The 10767-nt window shown below is 68.1% G+C and carries 12 protein-coding genes and 4 pseudogenes; 9 read left to right on the forward strand and 7 right to left on the reverse strand.

Annotated elements, in window-relative coordinates:
- Positions 1-94: pseudogene (locus EET03_RS10230) on the forward strand (ExeA family protein); the annotation flags it as partial.
- Positions 95-203: 109 nt separating this feature from the next.
- Positions 204-467, forward strand: coding sequence for a hypothetical protein (locus EET03_RS10235; protein WP_122508757.1), 264 nt, complete (start codon positions 204-206; stop codon positions 465-467).
- Between the two features lie 3 nt (positions 468-470).
- On the opposite strand, the gene EET03_RS10240 is transcribed toward EET03_RS10235, so the two are convergent.
- On the reverse strand, positions 471-875 hold the full coding sequence (locus EET03_RS10240; protein ID WP_425271516.1) for an ArsR/SmtB family transcription factor: 405 nt from the start codon (positions 873-875) through the stop codon (positions 471-473).
- A gap of 70 nt (positions 876-945) precedes the next feature.
- Here EET03_RS10240 and arsM point away from each other — a divergent pair, with 70 nt between their 5' ends.
- From arsM to EET03_RS10260, 4 genes and pseudogenes are all read left to right on the forward strand, one after another.
- Complete coding sequence (gene arsM, locus EET03_RS10245) at positions 946-1740, forward strand: arsenite methyltransferase (RefSeq protein WP_075543898.1); 795 nt, start codon at positions 946-948, stop codon at positions 1738-1740.
- 297 nt (positions 1741-2037) lie between these two features.
- A pseudogene (gene arsB, locus EET03_RS10250) lies at positions 2038-2940 on the forward strand (ACR3 family arsenite efflux transporter).
- A pseudogene (locus EET03_RS10255) lies at positions 2930-3359 on the forward strand (arsenate reductase ArsC). Before arsB ends, EET03_RS10255 begins: the two co-directional pseudogenes overlap by 11 nt.
- 225 nt (positions 3360-3584) lie before the next feature.
- Positions 3585-3950 (forward strand): PE family protein, encoded by a 366-nt coding sequence (locus tag EET03_RS10260; RefSeq protein WP_082274766.1) that lies wholly within the window; start codon positions 3585-3587, stop codon positions 3948-3950.
- 4 nt (positions 3951-3954) lie between these two features.
- Here EET03_RS10260 and EET03_RS10265 read toward each other — a convergent pair whose 3' ends face one another.
- From EET03_RS10265 to EET03_RS10285, 5 genes are read right to left on the reverse strand one after another with little or no spacing between them, the layout of a single operon-like run.
- Positions 3955-5505, reverse strand: a complete 1551-nt coding sequence (locus EET03_RS10265) for a polyamine aminopropyltransferase (RefSeq protein WP_075543900.1) — start codon at positions 5503-5505, stop codon at positions 3955-3957.
- Positions 5502-5984 (reverse strand): DUF350 domain-containing protein, encoded by a 483-nt coding sequence (locus tag EET03_RS10270; protein WP_075543901.1) that lies wholly within the window; start codon positions 5982-5984, stop codon positions 5502-5504. The genes EET03_RS10265 and EET03_RS10270 overlap by 4 nt, the downstream gene beginning before the upstream one ends.
- A 24-nt stretch (positions 5985-6008) precedes the next feature.
- Positions 6009-6440 (reverse strand): DUF4247 domain-containing protein, encoded by a 432-nt coding sequence (locus EET03_RS10275; RefSeq protein WP_063469336.1) that lies wholly within the window; start codon positions 6438-6440, stop codon positions 6009-6011.
- The gene (locus tag EET03_RS10280; protein WP_075543902.1) at positions 6437-6940 is read right to left on the reverse strand and encodes a DUF2617 family protein; all 504 of its coding nucleotides are present in this window, start codon (positions 6938-6940) and stop codon (positions 6437-6439) included. The genes EET03_RS10275 and EET03_RS10280 overlap by 4 nt, the downstream gene beginning before the upstream one ends.
- 8 nt (positions 6941-6948) lie before the next feature.
- On the reverse strand, positions 6949-7557 hold the full coding sequence (locus EET03_RS10285) for a DUF4178 domain-containing protein (protein ID WP_075543903.1): 609 nt from the start codon (positions 7555-7557) through the stop codon (positions 6949-6951).
- A 209-nt stretch (positions 7558-7766) separates the two neighbouring features.
- Here EET03_RS10285 and ruvC point away from each other — a divergent pair, with 209 nt between their 5' ends.
- The 3 genes from ruvC to ruvB are packed head-to-tail and all read left to right on the forward strand — an operon-like array spanning position 7767 to position 9948.
- Positions 7767-8321 carry a crossover junction endodeoxyribonuclease RuvC gene (gene ruvC, locus EET03_RS10290; RefSeq protein ID WP_075543916.1) on the forward strand — a complete coding sequence of 185 codons (555 nt, stop codon included), beginning with the start codon at positions 7767-7769 and terminating at the stop codon, positions 8319-8321.
- Positions 8318-8905 (forward strand): Holliday junction branch migration protein RuvA, encoded by a 588-nt coding sequence (gene ruvA / locus EET03_RS10295; protein ID WP_075543904.1) that lies wholly within the window; start codon positions 8318-8320, stop codon positions 8903-8905. Before ruvC ends, ruvA begins: the two co-directional genes overlap by 4 nt.
- Positions 8902-9948: a Holliday junction branch migration DNA helicase RuvB gene (ruvB, locus tag EET03_RS10300; RefSeq protein ID WP_075543905.1), complete on the forward strand. Its 1047-nt coding sequence runs from the start codon at positions 8902-8904 to the stop codon at positions 9946-9948. The genes ruvA and ruvB overlap by 4 nt, the downstream gene beginning before the upstream one ends.
- A gap of 8 nt (positions 9949-9956) precedes the next feature.
- On the opposite strand, the pseudogene EET03_RS30205 reads toward ruvB, so the two are convergent.
- Positions 9957-10767 (reverse strand): annotated as a pseudogene (locus EET03_RS30205) (PE family protein); the annotation flags it as partial.

The raw sequence follows: 10767 nt of genomic DNA on the forward strand, positions 1-10767 counted from the left end.
GCTACAAGCCCTCGTCGCCGCGTTCGCCGCCGACAAGGCCATCGTCGACGAATCCTCCACCCGCACCGCTGTTGCCGAAGTCACGGCGGACTGAACACCACACCGACACCCCGAACACCACCGACCCCGCCGGACATCCACCGGCGGGGTCGTTTCATACCCGCACATCCTCACGATCAACGCCGCCATCATCCTCATCGTGAATGCCGGTCAACAACCTGGGCCGCGGTCGCCTTACGTTGCTGTTGAACAACGAGATTGGCGTCTTCGTCCGTCCCGCACGCGGGGCAGCACTGAGCGCGCTAGCCGGGGATCTCCCGGCTCCCGTGCTCGGCGAGCTTCTCGGCCTGTCGGTCAGTGCCGCCACGCGTTGGGTAGCGCTCGCCGCACGCGACGACGCCGACTACGTTGCGGCCCGCATCGCCAATCCTCCGCAAACGACACGATCGCGCAAAGCCGACCCGTAGCTCCTAACGAGGGCGACCGGTGCCCGTAAGCATGCCAGCCAGCGCGTCCAACACGCCCGGCACGAGGCGGTAGTAGGCCCATTTGCCGCGCTGTGTTCGTTCCAGCAGACCGGCCTCGACCAGGATCTTGAGGTGATGCGACACCGTCGGCTGGGACAGCCCTACCGGCGCCGTCAGATCGCACACGCATGCCTCCGCACCCTCATGGCCCGCGATCAGCGAGACCAGCCGCAGCCGGGTCGGCTCGGCTAGCGCCTTGAGCACCGCGGCCAGCCGCTCGGCTGCCGGCGATTCGAGGACGGTGCCAGTGATTGGGGTGCAGCATGCCGCGAGATCGGCGGCCAGCAGCGAACCATGGGGTTTGGTTGCGGATGCGGTCGCAGCGGGCACGACCACAGTATGACACAACGCATTGACACCCGTCGATGCATGGGGCATCTTGGTCCCATAGACGTATGTCGATGGAAGGATTATCGAAATGGCCGAGACCACAGACGGGGAGCTGCGCGATCAAGTTCGCTCCAGCTACGGCGCGGCTGCCAGTGCGATCACCGCCGGTGCCACCAACAGCGAAGTCCTCACCGCGGCGAGCCGCTGCGGATCGAGCGATTCGGTTGACTTCGGCACCATCTTCGGCGCCGGTCTTTATGACATTGACGAGCACTCCGAGCTACCCGCCGACGCGGTTGCGGCGAGCCTGGGTTGCGGCAACCCGACCGCGGTCGCCGACCTGCACCCGGGCGAACGCGTGCTGGATCTGGGCTCCGGCGGCGGGATCGATGTGCTGCTTTCGGCGCGCCGGGTCGGACCGGACGGGTTCGCCTACGGCGTCGACATGACCGATGAGATGCTGGCCCTGGCCGAAGCGAATAAGGTTAAAGCCGGTGCCACCAACGTCGAATTCCGTAAGGGCACAATCGAAGACATCCCACTTGCCGACGCCACCGTCGATGTGGTGATTTCCAATTGCGTGATCAACCTGTCGGCCGACAAACCGGCAGTGCTCGCCGAGATGTTCCGCGTGCTGGTCCCCGGCGGGCGGATAGGAATCTCTGACGTCGTCGCCGAAGATCACCTCAGTGCGGTCGACCGCGCTCAACGCGGCTCCTACGTCGGCTGCATCGCCGGAGCCCTGTCTAAGCAGGAATACCTCGACGGCCTGGCCGCAGTCGGATTCACCGATGACTCAGTGACTTTCACTCACGAGGTCGTCGACGGGATGCACGCGGCAATCATCCGCGCCACCAAACCCGCCGCATCCTCCAGCAACTAAATTAAGCCACCCGGACCGCAACCACCACGAGCGCATAGAACTGCCGCCCGCCATTTTGAGCCATCACAGCCCCAACCCACCGGGAGAGGACCTATGAGCGAAACCACCGTATCGACTGCTGTCCCAACGGTGGCCGCCAAGCTGCCCACGCTGGACCGGTTGTTGCCGGTGTGGATCGGGTTGGCGATGGCCGCCGGGCTGCTGCTGGGCCGGCTGGTGCCCGGCCTAGGCGCGGGGCTCAGTGCCGTTGAGGTTGATGGTGTTTCGCTGCCGATCGTGGCCGGGTTGTTGGTGATGATGTATCCGGTGCTGGCCAAGGTCCGCTATGACCAGCTCAGCGAGGTCACCGCTGACCGCAAACTGATGATGTCCTCACTGCTGCTCAACTGGCTGATCGGGCCGGCGGTGATGTTCACCCTGGCCTGGCTGCTGCTGCCCGATTTGCCCGAATACCGCACCGGGCTGATCATCGTCGGGCTGGCCCGCTGCATCGCCATGGTCATCATCTGGAACGACCTGGCCTGCGGGGACCGCGAAGCCGCCGCGCGGTGCTGGTCGCGTTGAACTCGATCTTCCAGGTGGCCATGTTCGCGGCGCTTGGGTGGTTCTACCTGTCAGTGCTGCCCGGATGGCTTCACCTGCCCCAGACCGGGGATCGAGGTGTCGTCGTGGCAGATCGCCAAATCCGTGCTGATCTTTTTGGGCATCCCACTGCTGGCCGGATACCTCTCGCGGCGCCTGGGTGAACGAGCCAAGGGTCGCCACTGGTATGAGTCGCGGTTCCTGCCCCGCATCGGACCGTGGGCACTGTATGGGCTGTTGTTTACCATCGTGATCCTGTTCGCCCTGCAAGGCCATCAAATCACTTCCCGGCCTTTCGATGTCGCTCGCATCGCGCTGCCGCTGCTGGCCTACTTCGCGATCATGTGGGCCGGTGGTTATGTGCTCGGCGCCGCCCTCAACGTGGGTTACCAGCGCACCACAACCCTGGCGTTCACCGCCGCCGGCAACAACTTCGAACTGGCCATCGCGGTAGCCATCGCCACCTACGGCGCGACATCCGGACAAGCACTAGCCGGCGTCGTCGAACCGCTCATCGAAGTGCCCGTGCTGGTCGGCCTGGTCTACGTCTCCCTGGCCCTGCGCCCCCGACTCTTCCGAACCGACGCCAGCCAACCGGTCTGCGCTGATGGCCGATAAACCCAGCGTCCTCTTCGTCTGCGTCCATAACGCTGGACGCTCCCAAATGGCGGCCGCACTGCTGACCCACCTCGCCGGTGACCGCATCGAAGTCCGCTCCGCCGGCACCGAACCCGCCGACCAGATCAACCCGGTCGCCGTCGCGGCCATGGCCGAACTAGGCATCGACATCACCGCCGCAACCCTAAAAGTGCTCACCGGCGACGCGGTCCAAAACAGCGACTTGGTCATCACCATGGGCTGCGGCGACATCCTGCCCCTACTTCCCCGGCGTGTCCTACCGCGACTGGAAACTGCCCGACCCCGCCGGCCAACCCCTCGACACCGTGCGCTCCATCCGCGACGACATCGCCGACCGAATCCAAGCCCTGATCACCGAACTACTGCCCACCACAGCGAAAGACCAGTCCGGCAAGTAGCGACGCCACATCGTCACCGGACGAGAACACAAGCGTGGGCATGGGCCAAAATTCGTGCGCTCACTGGGGCCGAAGCACCTGACGAAACTCAGTCGCCTTCACTCACCAAGCTGCCGACGGAATGCACGCTGCGGTCATCCGCGCCACCAGGCCCGCTGCCTCCGGCCGCTAGATCCCTGTGGCTGAAGGAATACCGCAGCTTCCCAATAACTACTCTCTGCCAGTTTGGACGTCGGTTCGCGGGTGGGTACGGCTACCGCCGCTGCGGTTGCGCCGACGAAGCAGGTCGTGGCGGCCGCAGACGACGAGGTGTCGGCGGCGCTCGCGGCTTTGTTTGGCAGCTGTGGGCAGCAGTACCAGGCGATCAGTGGGCAGCCCAGCGTTTCAGGAGCGGTTATGCAGGCATTGTCGGCGGGTGCCAGTGGTTACTCCAGCGCTGAAGCGGCCAGTGACACTGGCGACACTGGCGGCACTGGCGGTGCTGACGGGGGCGCGCGGACACACGTCGCCGGTCTGGCCGGTGACCCCGGCGACACCGGTACCGTTGGCGTCGCAGGCTTGGGTGGCGACGGTGGCGTCGGCGCCTGGTAGTGCGCTAGTCGTACCCGCGGCGCATGTCCTCGACGATGCGCGGGTTGTCCAGGGTTGAGGGCTCCAGCGGGCGCGGCCGGACGTCGTCAGAGAACGCCGTGGCGGCCTCGAGCACCCGCTGATCCAGGAACCGCAGCGGGGGCGCATCGGGCGGCACGGTAGGTAGTGGCGCCGTGTCGTCGCGGCCTGCCAGCACGAAGCCCCAGTCGCCGAACGTGGGCACATAAACGTGGTACGGCGTCACCGCGTACCCCGCGGCCTGCACCGACGAGACCGTGCGCCAGAACGCGGTCCGCGTCGAGAACGGGCTGCCCGCTTGCACCACCATCAGCCCGCCGGGCGCCAGTGCGCGACCGACCAGCCCGTAGAACTCGGTGGAATACAGGCGGCCCAGCACAGGAGTATCGGGATCGGGCAGGTCGACGATCACCGCATCGAAAGTCTCCGCTTCAGCGCCGCGCAGCCAGTTCATCGCGTCGTCGATCACCACGTGCACGCGTGGGTTGTCCAGCGACCCGCCGTTGGCCTCGCGCATGGTGGTGCGCGCCAAGTCGATGACGGCAGGGTCCAGCTCCACTTGGACGATTTGCTGAATCCTGTTCAGGCGCAACAACTCACGGGCCGCCAGGCCGTCGCCACCGCCCAACACCAGCACCGAGCGCGCGCCATTGCCGAGAGCGGGGTAGACCAGGCTTTCGGTGTAGCGGTATTCGTCGCGGGTAGAAAACTGCAAACCGCCGTCCAAATACAGGCGCAAGTCGTCGCCGCGGCGGGTGAGCACAATCTCCTGATACGCCGAGTGCCGGTAGGCAACGATCGGGTCGGTGTAGAGCCGCTGGCGGCTGGTGGTCTCAATGCCGCGGGCCCGCACCAGCAGGGTGACCAGCAGCGCCAGCGCGACCGTCAGCGTGCCCAGCGCCGTCGCCAGCTGGCGGCGGGACACGACGTGTCGCAGCAAGAAGATCGCCACGACACCCGCGGCCACCAGGTTCACCACCCCGGTGGCCGCTGCGCCGCGAATCATCCCCAGCTGCGGAAGCAGGAGGAACGGCCAGACCAGCCCGCCCACCAGCGCGCCCAGATAGTCGGCCGCGTTGAGGTTGGCCAGGGCGCGGCCGGTATCGGCGGCCCCAGACATTCGGCTGCCTTGCAGCAGGGTCATCAGCAGCGGCACCTCGGCGCCGACCAGGCAGCCGATCAGCGCGGTGCTCACCGCCAGCACCAGCGTCGATCCGTCGACAAACGCAAACGCCACATACAGTGCTGCCGCAGAAAGGCCGCCGACGATGCCCAATACCGCCTCGACAGCAACAAACGTCACGGCCGCTCGCGCCAGCAGTGGCTTGACCAACAGCGCACCCAAGCCCAGCGCCGCCACATATCCCGCGACGATAAGTGACACGGCGATGATGCCGCCGCCCTCCAAGCTCGTCGACAGCGTCAGCAACGCAAGTTCGTAGACAATCCCGCACGCCGCACATGCCGCGACGGCGGCTAGCAGCACCGCACGCCAGCGCGCCGAGGTTACAACAGCCGCCTCCTGCGTCGCTGTCATGACAGCGCGGCGGCGATCACACCCCCGACGGCCAGCAGCATCACGCCAATGGCGAACGCCGCGGGATGTAACTGCGGTTCATGGATATGGTCGCGGAACCGGCCCGGCACCGCGATCTCGAGAATCAGCAGCGCCACCCCTTGCAGTACCACCCCCACGAGCCCGTACACCGCCACGTCGAGCAGGCCCTGGCCCAGCTGGCTGGAGCTGGTGTGAATGGCGACGACGATGACGATGGCCAGCGCCGCATACATTGCCGAGGCCAGGACGACAGCGTTGGGGCGCCGATCGACGAACACCAGGCGACGCAGATTGCCCGGAGTCAGCACATCGACCATCAGGAAACCCGCGATCAGGACGGCTGCGCCCACCAGGAAGTACAAGATGGTCGCCACCACGCCATGCAGGATCGGGGTGAAGTTGACGGTGCCGAAATCGACTGATGCTTGATGTAACGCCTGATGTAACGCCTGCTGCATGGCTGTCTCCTTTGGGTGCTTGTCCTACTTGCTTCCGCCCGGACCGCCGGGGCTGCCCCCCGAGCCGCCCGACGGAGACCCGGGGGTGAATCCCGGACCGAGGAAGATGAATGAGCCGTGGCTGTAGCCCGCACTCAGGGGTTCGACGCGGATGCTGCACGGGTAGGAGCCGTCGGGACCGACGACCACGATGTTGTTGCGGTAGCGCAGGTATTCGTTGTCGCCGCTGGCCGCGCGGGCCGCGGGGGCCTGGTAGCGGGCCAGCGTGTCGGCCACCTGACGTGCTGACCCCGTGCAGAGGTAACGCGTTCCGTTGGCGTCGCGGGATTCTTCGCGATAGTGAGACGCGATATAGGAGCTGATGTTCCTGTTCAGCAGCACTACTCCGGAAACCAACGACACCGTGGCGGCGACGGCCAGCCCCCCGGCAATCAGAAATAGGCGGTTGCGGCTCACGGTTGCCACCGGCTTGCGGTGTACACCACCGACCCGCCGGAGCCGGTCGGGTAGAGGTGCCAGGTCTGCCAGCGCCAGCCGGTGCCGTCGGGTTCGGCCGCCAGCGCGGTCAGCGCGGCGTCATCGCCGGGGAACATGCCGCCCAGCCAACCGTCGTCGCGCGCGCACCGCTGGCGCAGCTCGTGTGCGAGGCGGCGGAACGTCGACTCGTCATAGGTGTCGCTACGGGATTCCAGGCGGTAGCCGGGCGCTTCGGTGTGCGCCGGCAGACTCGCCCCCTGGTTACGGGCCGAACACGAGATCTGCTCGGAAAAGTTGGTGCCACCGTGCTTCACGGTGACCACATGCGATGCCCCCAGAACGCCGAGCAGCAGGGTGCCGCCGTCGGGGTGGTCCATCCGATAGGTGGCCAGGGGCCGGGGCGGCGGCGCGTTGATGGCCAGCCGCAACCGGGTCCCCGATACGTCAGCCGGAGCGACGGCAAGCTGATGAAGCGGCACCGATGGTCCTATGCGGACGCCGGGGGAGCGGGGTAGACGGTCAGCTCACCGGGCAGCACCGTTTTGCCGGTGGATATCTCCCAGGGCATGTCGGGTGCCCAGCGCTCGAATGACAACAACGCGGTCTCGTCGGGGCTGGTGTAGTCGACGTAGTCCATCTCGCCGCCCGCGGGCAGGCCCGTCGTCCCCTCGGTGGTGTAGCCGGCATGGCCGCGCTCCGATTCGTGGAACGTCACGCCGTCGAGCACCTGGTCGCCGTCGGGCTGCATGGCAAGGTCGGTGCGTTTCACCCACATGGCCAGCTCGAGGCGCCCGTCGTCGTCTTCGACGCTGAACCACATCGGCTGGTCGCCGCCCTCCAGCAAGTGCTCCCACCAGACGAACGGTCCCTCACGGTAGGTGACCGATCCGCGAACCACATAGTCGACACCGCCGTGGCTGACGATGGCGCCGGGGCCGAGTTGACGCGGGCCGAACTGCGGCATCGCGTTGAACGACAAGGGATCTTGTCGGTTGCCCGGTGGTGTCGGGGTCTTGGGACGCTTGAGAGCGACGACGAGGACGAGAAGCGACGCGATGAACAATGCCACCGCAAGCACCACCAGCAGTGATCCCACCCCAACCCTTCCCTACGGCGAGCCGATGTGCGCCCTAACGTAACAGCTTTGCACCGGCCCGGGTCCCGATAAGAGGCATGCGTCAGGGTCGCCGGGGGACGTGCAGTTCAACCGCGTGTCCTGCCCGGCCCTGTCACACCCAGCCGCTAGGCTATCGAACAGCTGTTCGGTGTGAAAGGGCTGTGAAAGGGCTGCGAAAGGGAAATGCGGTGCGGGTAATGGGTGTCGATCCCGGGTTGACGCGGTGTGGTCTGTCGCTGGTGGAAAGCGGACGGGGCCGGGACCTCGTCGCGCTCGATGTCGACGTGGTGCGCACCCCCTCGGATACGGCGCTGCCGAAGCGGCTGCTGGCCATCAACGACGCAGTGGAGCACTGGCTGGACACCCACCGTCCCGACGTGCTGGCCATCGAGCGGGTGTTCTCCCAGCAGAACGTGACGACGGTCATGGGTACCGCGCAGGCCGGGGGGGTGATCGCCCTGGCGGCGGCCAAACGCGACATCGACGTACACTTCCACACCCCCAGCGAGGTCAAGGCCGCGGTCACCGGCAACGGTGGCGCCGACAAGGCTCAGGTCACCGCGATGGTCACCAGAATCCTTGCGCTGCAAGCAAAACCGACGCCGGCCGATGCGGCCGACGCGTTGGCGCTGGCAATCTGCCATTGCTGGCGGGCGCCGATGATCGCCCGGATCGCGCGGGCCGAGGCGCTGGCGGCCCGGCAGCGTCACGCCTATAAGGCCAAGCTGAAGGCCGCGCGATGATCGCCTCGGTCCGCGGTGAGGTGCTGGAGGTAGCCCTTGATCACGTGGTGATCGAGGCGGCCGGTGTCGGTTACCGGGTCAACGCGACGCCGTCGACGCTGGCGACGTTGCGGCAGGGGACCGAGGCGCGGCTGGTCACGGCGATGATCGTGCGCGAGGATTCGATGACGCTGTACGGATTCGCCGACCGGGAAGCCCGCGACCTGTTCCTGACGTTGTTGTCGGTCTCCGGTGTCGGGCCGCGCCTGGCGATGGCGACGCTGGCCGTACATGACGCCGCGGCGCTGCGCCGGGCGCTGGCCGACGGCGACGTCGCGGCGTTGACGCGGGTGCCCGGCATCGGCAAACGCGGCGCCGAACGGATGGTGCTGGAGTTGCGCGACAAAGTGGGTCCGGCGGAGGCGGCCGCTCCGGCGCTCAACGGTAATGCGGTACGCACTCCGGTGGTGGAGGCCCTCGTCGGGCTCGGCTTTGCCGCCAAGCAGGCCGAGGAGGCCATCGACAAGGTGCTGGCCGGAGACGCCGAGGCCACGACGTCGGGCGCATTGCGGGCCGCCCTGGCGCTGCTGGGTAAGGCCCGATGAGCGACGAACCGTCCGACCGCGACGTATCGCCGGCGCTGGCCGTGGGCGAGGGCGATATCGACGGCAGCCTGCGGCCCCGCTCGTTGCGCGAGTTCATCGGCCAGCCCCGGGTGCGCGAACAGCTCCAGCTGGTCATCGAGGGAGCCCGAAAGCGCGGCGGCACACCGGATCACATCCTGCTGTCCGGCCCCCCGGGTCTGGGTAAGACGTCGCTGGCGATGATCATCGCCGGCGAGCTCGGGTCGTCGCTTCGGGTGACGTCGGGGCCGGCGCTAGAACGTGCGGGCGACCTGGCCGCGATGCTGTCCAACCTGGTCGAGCATGACGTGCTGTTCATCGACGAGATCCACCGGATCGCCCGGCCCGCCGAGGAGATGCTGTATCTGGCGATGGAGGACTTCCGGGTCGACGTGGTGGTCGGCAAGGGTCCCGGCGCCACCTCGATCCCGCTGGAGATCGCGCCGTTCACCCTGGTCGGTGCCACCACCAGGTCCGGGGCGCTGACCGGCCCGCTGCGTGACCGGTTCGGCTTCACCGCGCACATGGACTTCTACGAGCCGCACGAGCTGGAGCGGGTGCTGGCCCGCTCGGCCGGCATTCTGGGCATCGAACTGGGTGCCGAGGCCGGGGCGGAGATCGCCCGCCGCTCCCGGGGAACGCCGCGGATCGCCAACCGGCTACTGCGGCGCGTCCGTGACTTCGCCGAGGTCCGCGCCGACGGCGTCATCACCCGCGACGTCGCCAAGTCGGCGCTCGAGGTCTACGACGTCGACGAGCTGGGCCTGGACCGGCTGGACCGCGCGGTGCTGTCCGCCCTGACCCGCAGCTTCGGCGGCGGCCCGGTCGGGGTCTCGACGCTGGCGGTCGCGGTCGGCGAGGAGGCGGCCACGGTGGAGGAGGTGTGCGAGCCGTTCCTGGTGCGTGCCGGGATGATCGCCCGTACGCCGCGCGGCCGAGTGGCCACCGCGCTCGCCTGGACGCACCTGGGCATGACCCCGCCGGCGGGCGTCAGCGGGCTGGGCCAACCGGGGCTGTTCGACTAAGGGAATTGCTAGGGCGATCCGTTGGTTCCGTTGGCGCCGCCAAGGATGCCGCCGGTGCCGCCGGTGCCACCAGTGCCACCGTTGACGCCGTTGCCGCCGTTACCGCCGAAGCCGTACAGCGTCGGGGTGAAGGCACCGTTGTTGACGAGGCCGACGTCGCCGCCATTGCCGCCGTTGGCAGGACCGCCTGTGCCCTGACCGGCGTTGGCGCCGTTGCCGGCGAAGTTGAGGGCGAGGAAGCCCCCGGCGTCGCCACCGGCACCGCCGTTGCCGCCGGTGCCGGTGACACTGTCGCCGCCAAATCCGCCGACACCGCCGACGCCCAGGCCGGTGAGCGCCACGCCCTGGCCGGCCGCGCCGCCGTTGCCGCCGGTGCCGTTGCCGAACCCGCCCTGGCCGCCGCCGCCGCCGATGCCAGCGCCGACGAGCGCGGCCGCCTCGCCGCCCTGGCCGCCGGCGCCGGCGGTGACGTTGGAGGCACCGCCGAGGCCACCGAAACCGCCGACGCTCACGCCGGCGAGTGTGCCCGCCACGCCGCCCGCGCCGCCGGCACCGCCCTTCGAGATGCCGTAGCCACCGAGGCCGCCGGCACCGCCCTGCCCGTAGCCGAAGTTGGCGCCCCCGGCGCCGCCGGCGCCACCGTCGCCACCAACACCGGTGGCGCCGGTGGCGGCGCCACCGGCGCCACCGTTGCCACCCAGGCCGAACAGCCGACCACCGCCGACGCCGCCGGCACCGCCGTCACCACCGACACCGGTGGCGCCGGTCGCGGCGCCCCCGGCGCCACCGTCACCGCCGATGCCGAACAGCAGACCTTGT

This window comes from Mycobacterium innocens, from assembly GCF_900566055.1.
GTDB classification, from domain to species: Bacteria; Actinomycetota; Actinomycetes; order Mycobacteriales; family Mycobacteriaceae; genus Mycobacterium; species Mycobacterium innocens.

What these genes read in the sequence shown, in the direction of transcription:
- EET03_RS10235 (WP_122508757.1), top strand. Translation starts at nt 204, where the DNA reads ATGCCGGTCAACAACCTGGGCCGCGGTCGCCTTACGTTGCTGTTGAAC.
- arsM (WP_075543898.1), top strand. Translation starts at nt 946, where the DNA reads ATGGCCGAGACCACAGACGGGGAGCTGCGCGATCAAGTTCGCTCCAGC.
- EET03_RS10265 (WP_075543900.1), bottom strand. Translation starts at nt 5,505, where the DNA reads ATGACAGCGACGCAGGAGGCGGCTGTTGTAACCTCGGCGCGCTGGCGT.
- EET03_RS10270 (WP_075543901.1), bottom strand. Translation starts at nt 5,984, where the DNA reads ATGCAGCAGGCGTTACATCAGGCGTTACATCAAGCATCAGTCGATTTC.
- ruvA (WP_075543904.1), top strand. Translation starts at nt 8,318, where the DNA reads ATGATCGCCTCGGTCCGCGGTGAGGTGCTGGAGGTAGCCCTTGATCAC.
- ruvB (WP_075543905.1), top strand. Translation starts at nt 8,902, where the DNA reads ATGAGCGACGAACCGTCCGACCGCGACGTATCGCCGGCGCTGGCCGTG.